The sequence below is a fragment of the Variimorphobacter saccharofermentans genome (assembly GCF_014174405.1).
Taxonomy (GTDB): domain Bacteria; phylum Bacillota; class Clostridia; order Lachnospirales; family Lachnospiraceae; genus Mobilitalea; species Mobilitalea saccharofermentans.
This window is the reverse complement of sequence record NZ_JACEGA010000001.1, coordinates 2,552,986-2,573,277: the sequence shown is the minus strand read 5'-3', so window position 1 is coordinate 2,573,277 and position 20,292 is coordinate 2,552,986. Positions and strand designations below refer to the sequence as shown.

17 protein-coding genes are annotated in these 20,292 nt (G+C 36.2%); 15 read left to right on the top strand and 2 right to left on the bottom strand.

Translation table 11 applies throughout. The annotated features are described in order from the left end of the window. Window positions 1-65: 65 nt before the first annotated feature. Window positions 66-887: an SDR family oxidoreductase gene (locus H0486_RS11270; protein WP_228353099.1), complete on the top strand. Its 822-nt coding sequence runs from the start codon at window positions 66-68 to the stop codon at window positions 885-887. A 114-nt stretch (window positions 888-1,001) separates the two neighbouring features. Here H0486_RS11270 and H0486_RS11265 read toward each other — a convergent pair whose 3' ends face one another. Together H0486_RS11265 and H0486_RS11260 are read right to left on the bottom strand one after the other, a co-directional pair. Continuing rightward, window positions 1,002-1,787, bottom strand: coding sequence for a CPBP family intramembrane glutamic endopeptidase (locus H0486_RS11265; RefSeq protein ID WP_228353098.1), 786 nt, complete (start codon window positions 1,785-1,787; stop codon window positions 1,002-1,004). Window positions 1,788-1,846: 59 nt separating this feature from the next. After that, window positions 1,847-2,449, bottom strand: coding sequence for a TetR family transcriptional regulator (locus H0486_RS11260; protein ID WP_228353097.1), 603 nt, complete (start codon window positions 2,447-2,449; stop codon window positions 1,847-1,849). Window positions 2,450-2,698: 249 nt separating this feature from the next. On the opposite strand from H0486_RS11260, the gene H0486_RS11255 reads away from it, so the two are divergent. The 14 genes from H0486_RS11255 to H0486_RS11190 all read left to right on the top strand — a co-directional run bounded on the left by H0486_RS11255 (window position 2,699) and on the right by H0486_RS11190 (window position 20,179). Beyond that, on the top strand, window positions 2,699-4,096 hold the full coding sequence (locus tag H0486_RS11255) for a polysaccharide biosynthesis tyrosine autokinase (RefSeq protein ID WP_228353096.1): 1,398 nt from the start codon (window positions 2,699-2,701) through the stop codon (window positions 4,094-4,096). Next, the gene (locus H0486_RS11250; RefSeq protein ID WP_228353095.1) at window positions 4,089-4,823 is read left to right on the top strand and encodes a tyrosine-protein phosphatase; all 735 of its coding nucleotides are present in this window, start codon (window positions 4,089-4,091) and stop codon (window positions 4,821-4,823) included. The genes H0486_RS11255 and H0486_RS11250 overlap by 8 nt, the downstream gene beginning before the upstream one ends. A 1-nt stretch (window position 4,824) precedes the next feature. After that, the gene (locus H0486_RS11245) at window positions 4,825-6,672 is read left to right on the top strand and encodes a polysaccharide biosynthesis protein (RefSeq protein WP_228353094.1); all 1,848 of its coding nucleotides are present in this window, start codon (window positions 4,825-4,827) and stop codon (window positions 6,670-6,672) included. Window positions 6,673-6,889: 217 nt separating this feature from the next. Beyond that, complete coding sequence (locus H0486_RS11240; RefSeq protein WP_228353093.1) at window positions 6,890-8,332, top strand: aldolase/citrate lyase family protein; 1,443 nt, start codon at window positions 6,890-6,892, stop codon at window positions 8,330-8,332. Then, window positions 8,329-10,470, top strand: a complete 2,142-nt coding sequence (locus H0486_RS11235; RefSeq protein WP_228353092.1) for an NAD(P)-dependent oxidoreductase — start codon at window positions 8,329-8,331, stop codon at window positions 10,468-10,470. Before H0486_RS11240 ends, H0486_RS11235 begins: the two co-directional genes overlap by 4 nt. Window positions 10,471-10,493: 23 nt before the next feature. Further along, window positions 10,494-11,777 (top strand): glycosyltransferase family protein, encoded by a 1,284-nt coding sequence (locus tag H0486_RS11230; protein WP_228353091.1) that lies wholly within the window; start codon window positions 10,494-10,496, stop codon window positions 11,775-11,777. An 18-nt stretch (window positions 11,778-11,795) separates the two neighbouring features. Next, window positions 11,796-12,851, top strand: a complete 1,056-nt coding sequence (locus H0486_RS11225; RefSeq protein WP_228353090.1) for an EpsG family protein — start codon at window positions 11,796-11,798, stop codon at window positions 12,849-12,851. A gap of 162 nt (window positions 12,852-13,013) precedes the next feature. Further along, window positions 13,014-14,042 (top strand): glycosyltransferase family 4 protein, encoded by a 1,029-nt coding sequence (locus H0486_RS11220; RefSeq protein ID WP_228353089.1) that lies wholly within the window; start codon window positions 13,014-13,016, stop codon window positions 14,040-14,042. A gap of 17 nt (window positions 14,043-14,059) precedes the next feature. Further along, a complete protein-coding gene (locus H0486_RS11215) occupies window positions 14,060-14,881 on the top strand; it encodes a LicD family protein (protein WP_228353088.1) in 822 nt (273 codons plus the stop codon). A gap of 20 nt (window positions 14,882-14,901) precedes the next feature. Then, a complete protein-coding gene (locus H0486_RS11210; RefSeq protein WP_228353087.1) occupies window positions 14,902-16,149 on the top strand; it encodes a glycosyltransferase in 1,248 nt (415 codons plus the stop codon). Then, a complete protein-coding gene (locus H0486_RS11205; RefSeq protein ID WP_228353086.1) occupies window positions 16,115-16,795 on the top strand; it encodes a PIG-L deacetylase family protein in 681 nt (226 codons plus the stop codon). The genes H0486_RS11210 and H0486_RS11205 overlap by 35 nt, the downstream gene beginning before the upstream one ends. 14 nt (window positions 16,796-16,809) lie before the next feature. Next, window positions 16,810-17,646, top strand: a complete 837-nt coding sequence (locus tag H0486_RS11200; protein ID WP_228353085.1) for a formyltransferase family protein — start codon at window positions 16,810-16,812, stop codon at window positions 17,644-17,646. Further along, a complete protein-coding gene (locus H0486_RS11195) occupies window positions 17,647-19,149 on the top strand; it encodes an oligosaccharide flippase family protein (RefSeq protein ID WP_228353084.1) in 1,503 nt (500 codons plus the stop codon). 10 nt (window positions 19,150-19,159) lie between these two features. Continuing rightward, a complete protein-coding gene (locus H0486_RS11190) occupies window positions 19,160-20,179 on the top strand; it encodes a polysaccharide biosynthesis protein (RefSeq protein WP_228353083.1) in 1,020 nt (339 codons plus the stop codon). Window positions 20,180-20,292: the final 113 nt, after the last annotated feature.

Here is a 20,292-nt window from a genome sequence, read left to right as displayed (position 1 = left end):
AGCTCCCTTCATTTCTGATATGATATGAAAAGAATTAATTGAGAGTAACATAAGGGGTGAAAGTTATGAATAATAAAGTGGTTTTAATCACAGGCTGTTCCTCCGGAGTTGGAAGACAGCTTAGTATGCTATTGGCAGAAAAAGGGTATCGAGTAATTGCAACGGCAAGAGATATTACGAATTTGGATGGACTACAGGTAGACATGAAATTAATATTGGATGTAACGGATCAGGAATCAATCAATAAAGCAATGAGAGAAATCATTACGAGATATGGTAGGATAGATATTTTGATTAATAATGCAGGATATTCGATAAGATCAGCAATTGAAGAGATTGATTTGGAGGATTTGTCGGATATGTTTGATGTTAATGTCTTTGGGCTTATCCGTATGATACAGGTGGTATCACCCTATATGAGAAGGCAGAATTCCGGAAGGATTATTAACATTGGATCAGTTTCAGGTAAGCTGACCGGATATGTAAATGGCGGTTATAGCGCATCAAAGCATGCGGTAGAAGCAATCAGTGACGCTGCAAGACTTGAATTACAGAGCTTCGGAATCCAAGTTACCGTGCTTGAACCAGGAGCAATGGATACGGATTTCTTCAAAACATTATCAAAAAACTCAGATCAGAAAATGAAAAATGAAATGTCACCTTACAGCAGTTTTTATCAAAGTGATTTAAATTTTAGAAAAAATCAAGGACGTGCGGATGTAAGGAAGGCTTCAAAAGACATATGTAAAATACTTGAGAAGAAAAGGCTGAAAGCACGGTATAAGATTGCATTACCATTAATATACACCGTACTGATTATGTTACCAGATCGTGTAAGAGAGAATATATTAGTTTCAATTCATCGTAAAAACCAATCAATAAAATAATCAAACCGGAAATAGAAAATAAGGGTGGGAACCGATGCTGGCCCCACCCTTGCTTTATTTTTGTGTATGTTTCTCAAGAAGATAATACTATAATTAGTAACTAAGTATGAGCTTCTATAGTACACCGAGCACTGCAGCCAGAAACATAATCAATCCCATACCATTCACGATATAATGAGCAATAAATCCAGGCCAAATGCTTTGACGCTTTTGTGCAATATATGAAATGAGCAGGCATACAGGTAATAGACTAATCATGTCCCACCATTTAAAACTGTGAAACAGTGTCCACAATAATCCATGAATGAGCCATGCCTTCTTGCCATATGCCAGTTCCTGTCTTGGTAAAATGTAGCCTCTCCATAAAAGCTCCTCTGCTGTAATATTAAAAAACAGCATGATAAAATAAATAACGATAACCCTCCAATTACCCAGGATTTGACCACCCACCATATGGCTAAGAGTAGCATGATTAAACTCAGCATTTGGGTTAAGAATCAATGGAAGATTATTGGGGACAGGGATAATTCCCAATGAGATAAGATAATTACTCAATGCAGAAAAAGCGCCCATGCATGCCATAGCGATAACAGATATAATGATACCCCATACTATGTCCATTAATCTTATATGATGAATACGATAAGAAGTCTTAAATCCTTGCAGGCTCCTGCCATATTGTATTCTATAGATTACTATTGCTGTAATAAACATAAGTACCAGTGGAAGAGTCATAGCAACTGAAAACCTCTCGAACTCAGATAGAGAGTCTGATAATCGAGGCATTAAGACATATACACTTAAGATGAAAGTGGCTGCCCATCCTCCAAACCAAAGCAAAGAATTACTAAGATACATAGGCTTTCTTAATTCCACATCTGATGAAATACTTGATCTCATAATATCCTCCTTCGTGAACTACTACCATAGAATTAGGTCGATGCATTTATTCAATAATATTACATCCCATTTATGAAGATGTCTGCCAATGCGGATGCCGATTCTTTGATAGAAAAACGTGTTGGATCCTGAAGCCAGTTCACTGCTACACCCTGTTGATAAGCAAGATAAGCGTTTGCTAATTCAATAGGCGTTTTATCATTTCTTAGTTCTCCTGCTTCTATCCCTACCTTCATATAAGCTGAAACAGTTTCGATAAGCTGTTTCGCATTATCAAGCAGTTTCTGTCTGCTTTTCTCTAATTCGGGTGCGACACCTGTATTAAACATAGCAAGAATAAAGGTGTCTCTATATATTTCGTCTTCTTCCAGAAGAAGCCACTGTGCAACCATAATTCTCTTGCATATTTCCCTAAAGGAACCACCAGCTTTCATAGCCTGCTCAATTACATAATCTCCACGATTATTAGCCTCATCGATTAAGGTACAATACAGATTGGCTTTACTTTCAAAATGCCAGTAAATTGCACCCCTGGTGACTCCTGCACAGACAGCGATCTCTTGAAGATTGGTATTGGTATATCCATTCTTACTGAATAAATTCAGGGCAGCTTTCAGAATGGCACGTCTCGTCATTTCGGCATCGTCTTTCGTTCTTCTCATCACTGTACCTCCTTTATATTATACATACTAACATGTATGTATATATATTTCAACTAATTGTTTTGATATATTAATCAGTAAAAGTCAACTAATAGAAACTCAATAAATATGATTGCTTATATATGCAGAGTCCGGTTAAAGTGGTTTAACGAAATAATTTTATTCATAGCACTTAATTCTTTTATCGACATATTATAACTGTAAGAAACGTAATAAGGCATGTGCAATATTGGATGGAGGATTTGAGGAATGGAGTTTACCGTAAAAGAAATGATAAACTTAGTACTAAAAAGAATCATCTGGATTACTATTAGTCTATTTGCTGGATTATTACTATCGTTTATATTTAGTAAATTTATAATAAATCCTTCCTATACAACTTCTGTGAAGCTATATGTAATACCCAATGATTCGGAAGCCAGTCTCAATTTGAATGAATTGAATTATGCACAGAAGGTGGTAACAACCTATATCAATTTTCTAAATACGAATGTTTTCTATGAGAAGATACAGGATGATACTATGCTGGGTTACTCCATAGGTCAATTAAAAAATATGACAACAGTAAAAAGTATTAATAATACAGAAATATTTCAAATTAGCGTAACTTCATTTAGTGCAGATGATTCCTATACTTTAGCAGAAAGTATGGAGAGAATTGCACCTGAATTAATACAAACAATCAAGCCATCTGCAAAGATCAGTGTGGTTGATCCGGTGATTTTCCCAAAGGTACCGTCCGGACCCAATATATTAAGGAATACGCTGATTGGAGGACTACTCGGTCTCGCAGCTTCGGTTATCATAATTTTTTTAGTTGAAATACTGGACGTTAATATCAAGAGCAAGGAGGATTTAGCTACACATCACCCATTCCCGATACTGGGAGAAATACCGAGTTATGATCTGTCAAAGGAAAGAGGGATACATAAGAGAATTTTATTTAAGTCGAAAAATAAAAAGCATTACAATAATAATGGTTTTGATGATAATTCAAAAGTCATTTTTAGTGAATCGTTCAAATCTCTTCGGACAAATCTACGTTTTACATTAGTTAAAGAGGGATGTAAAAAAATCATTATCAGCAGTCCATTACCCTCAGACGGAAAAAGCACCACGAGTGTTAATCTGGGTATCACGTTATCTCAGGCAGGCTTCAGGGTTCTGATTATAGATTGTGATTTACGAAAGGGTAAGATACACAATTACTTTAATTTAAAATATAAGCCGGGACTTAGTGATGCCCTGTCAGGAATGGCAGAACTAAAAGATGTCATTATAAAAACCTCTTATGATAACCTGGACATAATTCCATTGGGCTCCATATCTCCAAACCCGTCTGAACTATTGGCAAGTAGTCAGATGGAGAAGCTCTTATTGAATCTTGAAAAGGAGTATAACTACATTATTTTTGATACACCGCCTGTGAATGTACTATCCGATTCCCTTAGCCTGGTAAAGTATTCTGATGGGTTACTCATCGTTGTCAGAGAGGGCATGACTTCACATCCTAATTTAACCAATGCATTAGAGAAACTAATGCTATCCCATGGAAACATACTGGGATTTGTACTAAATGATGTATCAATAAATCGTGGAAAGAAATTAAATTACTATTATTCTCATTATGGAGCATCGCATGATTGATATTCATACTCATATCTTACCTTATATTGATGATGGTGCAAAGAATATAGAGGAAGCCCTAATAATGACGGAGTGCTTAGAATCACAACAGATACACGCAGCGGTATGTACTCCTCATTTTGATTCTGCAAAGATTTCTTTAGAGGATTTTACTGCAAAAAGAGAAAAAGCAATTCTGACAATGAATTCATCCAGAATTACCCTGATTTCTGGAAGTGAGACACTATATCGTGATATGCTGTATCAATATTCTGATCTTGATCAGCTATGTATTCATAATACGAGGTATCTTTTACTGGAACTGCCTTATAAAGATCATTGGGGTGATTTGGATGTCGAAAGTATCGAAAAGCTGATGAATTTATTTCAGGTGATACCGGTTCTTGCTCATATTGAAAGGTACCATTTCCTTTGGAAAAGTAAACAGCATATAAAGCAATTAATAAATATGGGGTGTGTTATGCAAATAAATGCAAACACCATTATTGATAAAAAGCAGAGAAAAACAGCACTTCATTATATCAAAAAGGGATATATCGATGTAGTTGGAAGTGACTGTCACAACATGTTCCAAAGGCCTCCAAATCTAAGGGATGCCTTTGTTATTATTGAGAAGGAGATTGGAAGAGATTATTGTGACCGATTACAGCAAAATGCAAAATTAATAATAAAGGGGAAAATGATTAGAAATGATACCGGTCAATTCATGTTAAGGGAAGTGAACTAAAATGAAATTAAGCAAACTGAAATCCATAATATTATTTATCATAGATTGCTTTATTATTTATATTACTTGTTATATTATCTACTATCGGATACCTCATAGCATCCAATATCAACTTAGTGGATCTGACTTTAAGGTTTTTCTAAGCCATATATTTTCTATCTTATTATGTATTACCATCATTCAAATAAAAATAAAAAGCTATAAAATTATTTGGAAATATGCTGAGTATAATGAATATATAAAATTAATGTTTGGTATAACCTTCGGTTTTTTGATTTATTTCCTGATAAACAGCTTTCTATTCAAAAAGAAAACATCCCTTATTTTTTCTGTATCCTCATGTGCTGTATCCATCCTGCTTATGCTATTGATACGTTTCCTATATAGAAAATATCGCAATTTTCTTACTCGTATGTCAAGGTACAGATTGCCCATAGCAATCATTGGCGCGGGTAGTGCAGGGGTACTTATATATGATGAAATTCTATATAATCATAAATCAAATTATTCTGTTCGCTATTTTATTGATGATGATATTGAAAAAATAGGTAAGAAAATACGAAATGTCATGGTATATGGTCCAATCAATCGTTTTCATGACATTATACAAGAAATGCCAGTTAGTGAGATAATTATAGCGATACCCTCACTAAGTGAGATAAGAAAGAGAGAAATATTAGAGCTTGTTACGAAGTCAGAAGTCAAAGTGAAGTTCCTGCCGGATCTGATCTCTATCCTGCAAAATGGATCTAATTTATTATCTTGCGTGCGGGAGTTTAAGGTAGAAGAACTTATAGGAAGGAGGTCCGTTTCATTTGATGAGACGGAGATCCAATGCTATTTTAAGAAGAGAATCATTATGGTGACTGGCGGAGGTGGTTCCATTGGTTCCGAATTATGCCGTCAACTAGCCAGGTCAGGTCCGAAGCATTTAATAATAATTGATAATTATGAAAATAATGCCTTTGACATACAGCAGGAATTAATCGCACAGTACAATGATTCTCTAAGATTATCCGTTGAGATTGCATCGGTGCAGGATAAAGATAAGATTAATGCATTATTTGAGAAGTACAGACCGGAGATTGTATTCCATGCAGCTGCCCATAAGCATGTTCCGTTTATGGAGGATTGCACCGATGAAGCAATTAAGAATAATATCTTTGGAACCTATTATACGGTCCATGCAGCACATCGTTATCATGCTAAGAAATTCGTACTTATTTCCACGGATAAAGCAGTTAACCCAACCAGTATGATGGGGGCAAGTAAAAGAGTATGTGAAATGATCGTTCAAAGTATGAAGGAAGAAAGCGACACAGATTATATTACAGTCCGTTTTGGGAATGTATTGGGATCGAACGGTTCAGTGATCCCGCTTTTCCGACGACAGATTGAACAGGGCGGCCCGGTGACAATCACGGATAAGAGAGCAAACCGTTACTTTATGACGATATCTGAGGCAGCACAATTGGTTCTGAGAGCCTGTTCTATGAATACCCAATCGGAAACCTATGTATTAGACATGGGGCAGCCGGTCAATATATTAACATTAGCCGAGAACTTAATACGGTTAATGGGATATGTTCCATATAAAGAAATTCCAATTGAAGAAATTGGAATACGACAGGGAGAAAAATTAAATGAAGAGCTGTTAATGCATAACGATGACCTGTCAGAAACTGAGGATGCTAAGATTTTCATTGAGAAGCATTACACAATTTCACAGGAAGAAATTGAAGAGAAGATAAAAAGTCTTAAAAAAGCACTTGATACAAAGGATATGATGCAGATTAAAAATGCCTTAATTATGGCTGTACCAACATTTCAAAAATCAACGGAACTATAACTTTGCCAGAAGAGACGATATTAGTATAAAGCAACAGGGATCATGAGTGAGGAAGGCCATGATCCTTTTTTTATTCATAATAATAGAATGTTCGCAAAGTAGCTTTCATCGTTACAACAGTAGTCGCAATATATGTTACATCGGCTTATAAGCGGCACAAAAATGGATCCCTTTCATATATTAAATCTATGACGATATGTGAGGGGTTCATGATTTTATGGGATATAGAAGTGTAAAGAGAACATTAGATATGATGGGCTCTATCTTTGGTCTAATTATTCTACTACCACTTTTTGTTATTGTCGCAATATCCATTAAGCTAGAATCAAAAGGCCCAATCATCTATAAGCAGTCACGTTTGGGATTACACGGGAGAGAATTCAGCATGTATAAATTTCGTACGATGTATCTAGGCGCAGAAAAAGAAGGGGTCTATGAACGAAAAGGAGATAAACGAGTAACCAAAGTAGGAAGAATATTAAGAAGAACCAGCATTGATGAATTTCCTCAATTAATTAATATTTTAAAAAGAGATATGTCCTTTATCGGACCCAGACCTCCCCTTACCTATCATCCATGGAAGTTTTACGAATACACAGCCTTACAGAAGAAGCGATTTATGGTGCTCCCGGGAATTACAGGATTAGCGCAAATACATGGAAGAAAGGGTTTGGATTGGGACAGACGTATCGAGTATGATATCGAATATGTGGAGCGTTTCAGCTTTCTTCTGGATATGAAAATTGTGTTTATCACAATCTTTAAGGTTCTCACTATGAATAGTAATTTAAACATAGCTGAAACGGTAAAAAAGAGTAAGGATTACCCTTATATCAGGCTTATGTATGGAACAAACGACACAAAAATAGCCAAGATTGCAGAGGACAGCGGTGTTGACTGGATATGGATTGATCTGGAGATTATAGGAAAAAAAGAGAGGCAAGGGCATCTGGATACCCGAATTTCCAATCATAGAATAGTAGATATCGGAAAAATAAAAGAAAATATAAAGAAAGCGAAAATTATAGTACGTGTTAACCCCATATATGACGGTTCAAAGGATGAGATTAATGAAGCGATTGAAAATGGGGCTGACATTATCATGCTTCCGTTCTTTAAAACAAAAAAAGAAGTGGAAGAGTTTATGGCTTATATTAATAGAAGGGTAAAAACCTGCTTGCTTTTTGAAACTCCGGAGGCTGTAAAGAATATTGATGCAATTTTAAGTGTTCCCGGAATTGATTATGCACATATTGGAATCAATGATCTTCACCTTGGTTATAAACGCATCTTTATGTTTTCCTTGTTAGCGGATGGCACAGTGGAAGCAATCTGTAATAAATTCAGAGCGAAGGGAATTCCTTACGGCTTTGGAGGAATTACAAGACCGGGAGAGGGCTTGATACCAGCAGAATACTTAGTCGGTGAGATATATCGCCTTGGATGTAGTATGGCCATCTTATCCAGAAGCTTTTGTGATCAGGAGGAGGGTTACGAAACGATAGAAAAGGTCTTTCAGGAGGGATTGAAGGAGATTCGATGCCTTGAAGACAGGATACGCAGGAAGGATTATCGATATTTTTTGAGAAATCAGAGAGTATTAAAAAAGAAGGTGGCTGAAATAGAAGAGAAGCTGAAAAAAGGCAGGGAAGTTCAATGAAGCTGTTATTGACTGGTGTTTTTTCATATACAGCAGAGCAAATAAGGGAACTAGAAGAAATAGCAGGAGAAGTTATCTACATAAAGGATGAGAGAACTGAAATTACTACAGAGGTATCGGACATCGAGCTGGTAGTCTGTAATGGCTTATTCTTATACAACTCTATCGATAGATTCAAGAATTTGAAATTTATTCAACTTACAAGTGCGGGTTTTGACAGGATTCCTATAGAATATATCAAATCCACCAGTATTCGGGTGGAAAATGCTAAGGGAGTATATAGCATTCCAATGGCTGAATGGGTTATATTAATGATTTTACATTTCTATAAAAAAAGTAAAGTGTTTTATCGGTTGCAGACAAATCATGAATGGATGAAGCAAAGAGACATACTTGAATTAAATGGTAAAACTGCAATTATTGTTGGTTTTGGCAGCGTAGGCAGAGAGGTTGCAAAACGATTGAGAGCCTTTGATTTATATATTATTGGAATTGATTTAGTCTTTCAGAAATCCAACCTAACCGATGAGTTTTATACATATGATCAATTGGATCATGTGTTAGATAGGGCGGATATTCTTATTCTTTCGTTACCGGTTACAGAGAAAACCCATCATTTCATGAATAACGAGAGGATATCGATGCTAAAGAAAAGCAGTATCCTAATTAATGTATCAAGAGGAGCACTTGTTGATGAGAAGGCTTTAATAAATGCATTACAAAGGAAAAGAATTCATGGTGCTGCTCTGGATGCATTTGAAGAAGAACCATTAAGTAGTGAGAGCCCATTATGGGATTTTGAGAATGTCATAATAACACCGCATAATTCTTATACCTCGGATAAGACAGCAGATCGGCTCTATAGTCTTATTAAGAGTAATATAAAGAATTTTATAGAGCAATATAATCGATCTAAGCGAAAAGCAGGTTATCGATATCGATACTGCATCATAACCACCATATCCAGCTCCATTGATTATTGGATAAAACCATTTTTGCCATTATATAACGAGTATGGCTTTGACGTAACAGTGATATGCAATATGACAGAGGAATATAAACAGGAGCTACTATATAGCTACCCCTATATAAAAGCCATTTCAATCCCTATGCCAAGGGGAATTGATCTTCTGGGATCCTTAAAGGCAGTCTATTATTTATATAGGGCACTTAAACAAGGTAACTTTCATATGGCTCAATATTCCACGCCAAATGCAAGCTTTTATGCGGCTATTGCATCCTGTCTGGCCAGAATACCTATACGCTTATACTGTCAGTGGGGTATGGTTCATGTGACTATGAAAGGCTTAAAGCGAATCCTGTTCCAAACGATAGAACGAATCGTGTGCTTATTATCTACCCGGGTACAACCGGACAGCTATGGGAATTTACATTATTGTAGAAAAAGAAGGTTTTATTCGAAAAAGAAAAGCAGTGTGATATGGAACGGTAGTGCAAAGGGAGTTGATTTTGATAAATTCGATATTGGACAGAAAGAGATTTATCGCAGGGAGATTCGCAATAAATATGGTATCGAGGAGAATAGTATTGTCCTAGGATTTGTTGGTCGATTAGGTAAAGAAAAGGGATGTGTTGAACTATTCGAGGCGTTCAAATTATTAGAAGAAAAGTGTCCGAAATTGAAGCTACTTTTTGTCGGTCCCATTGAAAAGGAGGACACGATTGATCCTGTATTATTGGAGTGGTTTTATCAAAATGATCGTATTATAAAAACAAACCGGGTTACTGATGTGGAAAGACATATTGCTGCAATGGATATCTTTATCCTTCCCAGCTACAGAGAGGGATTTGGTATGTCAGTAGTGGAAGCCCAAGCTATGGAGGTACCTGTCATTGTAACCGATATACCGGGGCCTGCGAATGCAATGATTAAGAATGTTACCGGGATTACTATACCTGTAAAGAATACGAATGCCATTGTAGCTGCAGTGGAAGAGCTGGTGAATGATGACGAGAAACGATACCGATATGGTAAAGCAGCACATGAATATGTAAAAAGTCGTTTTGATGCAAAAATATTTGCACAAAAGCTATTACAGAATCGAATCCATTTGGTAAAGCAATTATCAAAAAGGAAACCGTTTGGTGAAAATAATGCGCAGTACTTCAATAACTAAGAAAGTATGATGGAGATTAGAGTATGAGAATATTGGTTGTATCTTGTAATCCATGGAGAAAGGATAATAGTATCGGGAATACCTATACCAATCTATTTAATGGTATGGAAGATATAGAAATTGCTCATATTTGCTGCGGCGGGGGAACTCCGGATGTCGATTTTGTGAAATACCATCTGCATATCAGTGAACGAAATATTCTTAAGAATTTGATTAATCCTAAACACAAATGCTGCCGTATCATTACTTCTAGTAATCAGGATATGAGAGCCCTTGATAAAAGGAAGAAAGCAGTTGATTTCATGCGTTCCCATCGATTACAGCTATTCTTTTTATTGAGAGATTTAATTTGGAGCTTTAAGAACTGGATTTGTGATGATTTAAAAGATTTTGTAGATCAATTTAATCCAGACATTATTTTTGCACACTTTCTGGATCGAGGGTATTTAAATGAAATGTTATTTTTTCTAAAGGAATATACCAAGGTCCCCGTAGTAGTTTACGCTTGGGATGATGTATATACATTAAAGCAGTTTTCCTTGTCACCCATTTTCTGGATCAATCGCTTCCTTCAGAGAAAGAAATTAAGGAAATTATCTGAATTAAGCTCTCTTATGTATGTCATATCCGAAAAGCAAAGGATGGAGTATTCCAGATTATTCGGACGTAGTTGTAGAATCTTATATAAAGGTTATGATTTCGAGGAGCAGCCCACCTATGAAATCAAGAACCAGCCTGTAAAGCTGGTGTATTCCGGAAATATCGGTACGGGACGTTATAAAACACTAGCACTGATAGGCTCTGCTTTACATGAAATAAATAGGGATGGGATAAAGGCAGTATTATATATTTACACCTCCACTCCGCTTAATCTTAAAATGAGACGCTTATTAGATTATCCGGAAAGCATTCATAGAATGAAATCCGTTCCGTCAGAAGAAATAGCAGCCATTCAACAGGAGGCTGATATATTAATTCATGTAGAAGGCTTTGATCTTAAGCAGCGTTTCAAGGTTCGATTATCATTTTCCACTAAGCTTGTAGATTATTTTTATAGTGGCAGGTGCATTTTCGCTGTCGGAAACAAAGACATAGCCTCAATAGAGTATTTATCGAAAAACCATGGGGCAGTCATTGCCTATAAGAAAAGTGAGATAATACGGAAATTAAGCCGACTGATTAATTCACCAAGCCTCAGAAAAAAATATGCGAAACAATCTTGGGAATGTGGATGGAGAAATCATCAGAGAAAGCATATACAGAGTACCTTAGAAAATGATTTGAAGACTCTATTACATGGGAAATGATATATGAGGTGAGTTTATTTGATAATTTATTTAATCAATATCGTGCTATTGATTTTATATAAAGTGATTTTTTTACATGAATCATCGCAGAGAAATAACAAGATATTCTGCATACTGGCATCAATAAACTGGATTTTACTATCCGGTCTTCGTCACTTAACGATTGGTGCAGATACGATAAAATACGGTTATATATTTGAGCAGGCCCAAAATATATCGTGGAGTACCCTATGGAATGAGCGAGTAAATATTTTTATTCACGGATCCATGGGTAAGGATCCGGGATATATCGTGTTTCAGAAGCTCTTTCAATTATTATCCACGGATTATCGCATTTATTTAATACTTATCGCAGTTATATTTACAGTGCCGCTTGGAATATGGATATATAGATACTCGCATGACCCATTTATGAGCTTTCTGATATATTCATCGTTGTTTTATTCCTTTTTCTCGATAACAGGGATCAGACAGACCATAGCAACTGCCATAGTGGTATTCGTGGGGTATGAGTTTATTAAAGAACGAAATATATGGAAATTCATATTACTGGTTCTGATAGCTAGTACGATTCATTTATCAGCAATGTGTTTTTTACCCTTTTATTTTATTACGAATAAGAAGCTTACTAATAAGTATCTGGTCCTTTATGGATGTACCTTTGCTGGAACTTTAGTATTGAAAGATAGTTTGTTTCGATTGGGTAGCAGAATAATCGGATATGATCAGTATCAACCATATGAAGGGGCAGCTACCTGGACATTTTCGATTTTCCTAATCGCATTAGCCATTGTTACTTTAATGAAACGAAAAGAGATTTTGACCAATAATACGCAGGCGATACAGTATATGAATGCACTGTTAATAGCAGTATTGCTTGTACCTTTTACGTTTATTAATCCTTCCGCAATGCGAATTATTCAATATTTTTCACTATTCATTATCCTGTTAGTTCCGGAGCTTATCAATTCCTTTCCGAAAAAAGAAAGATTCTTTGTTTTTTTCGTTGCTAGTGCTACATTAATTTTTTTGCTGATTAGGAACAACCCTGCGTATATGTTTTTTTGGCAATAAAACAGAAAGGTAGGTTTAATCTTGAGGATTGCTTTTGTTTCGAACTATTTAAATCATCATCAATTACATTTATGTAACCAGTTGTATATGCATTGTGAGGAATTTTATTTTGTTTGCACTGGGCAAATTCCGAGAGAAAGATTGAAGATTGGCTACGAAGATATGAACTCAAAGTATTCCTATGCAATCAATATGTATGAGAATAACCAACAAAGGAGACTAGTCTATAGAATCATTATGACATTCGATGTAGTAATATTTGGTGCCTGTCCTTCCAAACTAATTGAATTAAGAATGAGTAGGGATAAGCTTAGCTTTCTTTACACGGAACGCTTCTTGAAAAATGGATTATGGTGCAGATTCATACCTTCAACACGTAAAAAAATACAAAACAGAGTAGTGAGATATCAGGATAAGAAGCTGTATGTTCTATGTGCCAGCGCTTATGCATCCTATGATTTATACCTGTGTGGATATCGGAAGCCATGCTATCAATGGGGCTATTTCACAGAGGTACCGAACGCGGATATCTCTGAATTAATGAAAAAGAAGGAGAACCCCCATTGCAGCATTTTATGGGTTGGACGATTGATCAGATGGAAACGTACCAAAGATGTAATATTACTGGCAAGAAAATTAATGAGTCAGAATATAGACTTTACCATTAATATCATAGGGACCGGTAATTATGAGAATAGATTACGTATGTTAGTGAAAGCTTTAGGATTATCGGAAAGGGTTCATTTATTAGGTTCAATGCCCCCTGACAGAGTGAAAAAGTATATGGAAGAAGCCAATATATTTATCTCTACCAGTAATTTTATGGAGGGATGGGGTGCGGTTATCAATGAAGCGATGAGCTGTGGCTGTGCAGTGGTGGCAAGTCATGCTGTGGGAAGCGTGCCATATCTCATAGAACACAAAAAGAATGGTCTTATCTATCAATCAGGAAATAATGGTGATCTATATCATAAAGTAAGAAGGCTAATAAATCATCCGAAGCTACAAACCATCTATGGAACGAAGGCATATGACACTATGGTTCACACGTGGAATCCGGAGGTTGCAGCTTCTCGTTTGATTGAAATATCAATAAATCTTTTACATGGAAAACGCATATGGTATCACAATGGGCCATGCAGCAGAGCATATATTGTAAAGGAAGATTGGTTTCCGAATAATATGAAATAAGTAAGAGCGAGGTGCCTATGTGTCAATATAAGATATGCCAATATGATATCAAAGAGGTACAGGATAAGTTATTCACGATATTAATTGAGGTGGATCGAATCTGTAGAAAGCATCATATTAGGTATTCCTTAGAAGGGGGTACTTTACTTGGAGCCATTAAGTATAAGGGCTTTGTTCCATGGGATGATGATATTGATATTGTAATGGAGCGAAAGGAATATGAAAAGTTTTTAAAAATATGCAGATCGGAGTTAAAGGAAGATTTTTTCCTTCAAAATAACCGGACGGTAAGAGATTTCCCGCTTAGTTACTCCAAGATACATAGGAAGGGTACCTTATATGTTCAGGATAATACAGAGCATTTAAAGATACATCATGGCTTGTTTATCGATATTTTTCCTGTTGATCATATTTTTCTGCCGGTATTAAGGCTGCAGATTGCTCTTATCGGATCGCTCACCGGTGCCAGAGGTATGAAATTAAATCGTTTATATAAGAAAAAAGAAGAGATCACTAAAAATCGATTGAAGTTATGGATCTATCAGATATTAGCGCTTCTTCCGTTGAGGTGGATTAACGTCTCTATCGATTTGATATGCAATATATTAAACCCCTTCCCTTGTAAGTACTACTATGAGTTATGCAATCCAAATCGTAAATTCAGACCGCTGAATCGAAAGGTTTATCAGGAATTAATTGAGATGGAATTCATGGGCTTACGTTTTCTCGTCTCAAAGCACTATAGAGCATTTCTTAAGTCCAGGTTTGGTGATATCCGCAAGCTTCCGCCGGAAGAAGAGAGGCGGCCAAGCCATAATATTATCAGGTGTAAGTTATAGATATGTAGAACGGAGGGACTATGAAAATTCTTCATATTAATGCCGTAAGTGGTATTCGTAGTACTGGTAGGATATGCTCAGAAATCATAGAATTTCTTAATGACAATGGTCATAAAGGATACATCGCATATTCGGATGGAATCAAAGCACGAGGCTATAAAATAGGCAATAAATTCGACCGTAAGTGTCATGCTCTATTATCCAGAATCACTGGAAAACAGGGATATTTCTCGGTGTTGGAAACTTACCGGCTACTAAAATATATTGAGCTCTTAGAACCGGATATCATTCACCTTCATAATCTTCATGGGAACTATATTAATATCATAATGCTACTAAGATATATTACCAGAAAGAATATTCCTACTGTTTTGACGTTGCATGATTGCTGGTTCTTCACAGGGAAATGCTTTCATTTTACGGTAACCCAGTGTTACAAATGGAAAGAGGAATGTAATCATTGTCCAAGGATTCATAGGGATAATCCAAGTTGGTTTTTTGATAAAAGCAGGAAAATGTATCATGATAAAAGGGATTTGCTTGGACGGATCAATCATCTGGCAGTAGTAGGGGTATCCGATTGGATTACAGAGGAAGCGAAGCAATCCTTACTAGGGAAGGCTAAAATCATAACCAGAATCTATAACTGGGTAGATTTTAATGTCTATAAGCCGGTTGATACGGAGGATTTACGCCGTAGTATGGGCTTAAGTCATAAGTTTATGATCCTGGGAGTCGCAAGCTTTTGGACAGTGGATAAGGGCTTATTTGAATTTCTTCGTTTATCAAAACAGCTACCAGAATATATGGTCATTGTTTTGATAGGGAATATGAAAGACAATCTGGAAGCTTATAAGAACATTGTACATATTAGAGAAACCCATGATGTCAACAGTATGGTGAAGTTCTATTCCATGGCAGATGTGCTTTTGAATTTATCAATGGAAGAGGCCTGTGGAAGGGCAACAATCGAAGCATTAGCATGTGGTACACCGGTTATAGCAATGAACTCTACTTCGAACCCGGAGCAAATAGGGGATGGTTGTGGCTATGTAGTGGATGAAAATAATAGGGAGGACCTTTTTGAGAAAATAAATCAGGTTTACAGGAATACCAAAAGCTATTATAGCAAGCATTGTATACATTATGCCAACGAGAACTTTAACAAAACCAAATGTCTGAATGAATATAGTAAGCTCTATCATGAATTAAGTGGTGGGGAGGCAATTCACTATGGTGTATCTAATCGTAGTAGCACATCCGGATGATGAAATTCTAGGTGCAGGAGCGACCATGTATAAGCTTGCAAAGGAAGGTCATTCCGTAAATGTTTGCATTTTGTCCGGTGAGGTAAATGCGCGAAATAATCGACCCAGTATAAAGGAGCTGAATATCGATGTTCACAGCTCACTCAACCTGTTGGGGGTAGAAAAAGTAATCAAAGGAAACTTTCCCAATATTGAGTTTAATACTGTGCCACATTTACAATTGGTACAATTTATTGAAAAAGCAATGATGGATACGAAGCCGGAAGTGATATTCACACATCATCCTGCAGATTTGAATAATGATCATATACATACGTCAATTGCGTGTCAGGCTGCAGTTAGAATATTCCAGAGAAAGCCTGACATTCATCCAATTGTAGAATTATTGTTTATGGAAGTGTTGTCGGCTACGGATTGGGCACTGAACAAAGCATTGAATCAGTTTAATCCTAATACCTTTGTGGAAGTGGGGGAACAAGCAATCGATAAGAAGATAGAAGCGCTTGCTCAGTATCGGGGTGTCATGAGAGATTATCCGCATCCTCGCAGTAATGAAGCATTAAGAGGATTAGCAATATATCGTGGAGGGCAGGCGGGTATGATTTACGCAGAGGCATTTGAAAGTGTGTTTCGAAGAGGACTGTAGTCGGAGGAGGGGATATGGTGAAGAAGAGGAGGATTGCATTTGCAACCTGTGTACAACTGGGGCTTAGCTGTATCGAGGAGATCCTTCGTATGAATGGAGAACTCGATTTGCTTATTACCCTGAAGGATGAGAAGGCCAAGAGTAAATCGGGTAGGATTTATCTTGATGAGATAGCAAAAAAGTATAATATACCGCTTATAAAAATCAATAATATCAATGATCCAGAGGTAATAGTAGCCTTAAAGAAGGAGGAAATAGACTGGCTATTTATCATTGGTTGGTCACAAATTGCTAGAAAGGAAATCCTTAATACACCCAGAAAAGGATGTATTGGTATGCATCCGACTCTTCTACCGGTTGGCAGGGGAAGAGCAGCCATCCCATGGGCAATATTAAAGGGGCTTCACCAAACTGGCGTAACAATGTTCAAATTGGATGAAGGTGTGGATACAGGTGATATCATAGGACAAGGAAAAATAGAACTTGATGACAAAACAACAGCGACGCAATTGTATCGTAAAGTGAATGAAATGCACATTGTACTGATCTCAAGATATTGGGATGATATCGTAAATGATAGAATTACCTTAACGAAGCAGGATGAGGCGAAAGCCACAGAATGGCCTGGAAGAAGGCCGGAGGATGGTGAGATTTTTCATAGCATGACCATGGACGAGGCAGATAAATTGGTCAGAGCAGTTACCCATCCTTATCCGGGAGCATACTATAAAGCAGGAGATAAAATAATACGAATATGGTCAGCAAGGACGGATCCGGTGAAAGGTGAAATTAAATTAATGGATGGATATTTAACCCCGATTCATTATGAGATAGAGGGAGGGGGAGGCTAATTGAAATCGAGATATGATAATAGTATGAATCAAATAAAAAAAGGAGCTATGATATCATACCTTGCGATTGGCGTAAGTCTACTTTCAGGTTTGTTATATACTCCTTGGATGGTAAAGCAAATCGGAGTGAACGATTACGGTTTATATACCTTGGCCACATCCCTGATTAGTATATTTCTGATTGACTTTGGCATAAGCGAAGCAGTATCCAGATTCATAAGTAAATATAATGCAGAAGGGAATCAGCAGAAGGTAAATGATTTTCTTGGTTTAATATACAAGCTATATTTTTTCATAGATTTGCTAATATTCTTATTACTCATCATCATGTACTTCTTTATCCCTGTTATTTATTCGGAACTAACACCGGAGGAAATAGATAAGTTTAAGGTTATCTATATGATAACATCTGCCTTTAGCATTATCTCATTGCCTTTTATTACTCTCAATGGCATATTAACTTCCTATGAGAAATTTAAGACGCTAAAATTAAGTGATCTGGTTCACAAGCTAATCGTTTTAACATTAATGGTGATAGCATTAATGTTAGGTTATAAATTATATGCCTTAGTATTAGTCAATGTCTTTGCCGGTCTATTGATCATTGTGATTAAACTGTTCTATATACACAATACACTTCCAATTAAGGTAAATATTAAGTTCTGGGAAACAAAGCTACTAAAAGAGGTCTTTGGTTTTTCCATTTGGTCAACGGTTTCCACCTTTGCCAATCGTTTTATATTTAGTATTATTCCTTCGATCCTTGGTGCGGTATCCGGTTCGTCGCAAATTGCTATATTTGGAGTTGCCAGTACATTGGAATCCTATGCCTATATCATATCTGGAGCTGTAAATGGTATGTTCCTTCCTAAGGTTTCTAAGATTCTTACTAATAAAAATGACGGTAAGGATGTATTACCACTCATGATTAAAGTTGGGCGAATCCAATATAGTATTATCGGTCTTATTTTTATTGGTTTTACTGTTGTTGGCAAAGAATTTATCTATTTATGGATGGGTAAAGACTTTGATCTGGCATACTATTGTGCATTACTGATGATGTTACCTGGGGTTTTTCGAGTTCCTCAGCAAATTGCTAGTATTACCATAATTGCTATGAATAAGGTTAGAATTCAAGCTTTTATATATGTAATAGTAGCAATTTTAAATATATTATTCTCCAGTATTCTTTCTCAATATTTTGGAGCTTTGGGGGCAGCCATCTCCATCTGTCTGGTATATTTCATAAGACTTATCATTATGAACATTATCTATTATAAAGTACTTCATATTAATATTTTTTCCTTTATTAAGGCCTGCTATATTGATATGGCTCCTCCTATGTTAATCACATTAATTGTCGGGATCATAATCAATCATTTTACAGCATATTCTTTATGGATTTTTCTGATAAAAGGAACCTTTATTGTTGTTTTATATATCATATTATTATGGAAAATGTCACTCAATCATTATGAAAAATCATTAATTAAGAATATCTGAGGGATTAAGTATGTATAAGGATAGAATATTACTCATTACCGGTGGCACTGGTTCTTTTGGTAATGCCATATTAAAAAGATTTTTGAATTCAGATATAGGTGAAATTCGTATATTTTCAAGAGATGAAAAAAAGCAGGATGATATGCGCAGGTATTATAAAAATGATAAGATCAAATTCTATATAGGAGATATAAGAGATCTATCATCGATAAAAAATGCAATGTACGGTGTTGACTATATCTTTCATGCAGCCGCATTAAAGCAGGTTCCATCCTGTGAGTTCTTCCCCCTTGAGGCTGTAAAAACCAATATTCTCGGAACAGATAATGTATTGACTGCAGCCATTGAATATCAAGTTAGAAAAATAATATGCCTATCAACTGATAAAGCTGCCTATCCCATTAATGCAATGGGGATTTCAAAGGCTATGATGGAAAAGGTGTTTATTGCCAAGTCAAAGACTGTGGACCCTGATAAAACGACAATATGCGGTACCAGGTACGGGAATGTCTGTGCTTCAAGAGGGTCCGTAATACCACTTTTTGTAGAGCAGATAAAACAGGGGAATTCCATCACTATAACCAATCCGAATATGACAAGGTTCCTAATGAGCTTAGAAGAAGCGGTCGGTCTAGTGGAATTTGCGTTCGAGCATGGTCAAAACGGTGATATTATGATTCAAAAGTCACCTGCCTGTACGATTCTTGATTTAGCAAAGGCTTTGCTAGAACTATTCCGTGCAGACAACACAATTAAGATAATCGGAACCAGACATGGTGAAAAACTATATGAAACACTTATGACCAGAGAAGAGTACCATGTTGCCGAGGATAAAGGTGATTTTTATCGAATACCAGCCGATAAAAGAGATTTATATTATGATAAATATTTTATTGAAGGAGATCAAAAGCTCTCAAAGGAGGAGGAATATAACTCCAATAATACAAGGAGATTATCGATAGAAGAAATAAAAGAGAAATTACTGGGTATTGATTTTATCCAAAATGAATTGGTCGGTTGGAGAGAATAATTGAATATAAAAACTGATTTTAATAGTACAGTTACACAGTGAATAAGGGATGTTGCATAATGTATAAGCAACATCCCTTATTCATTTACGTAGTATTCAAATATTAATAACCC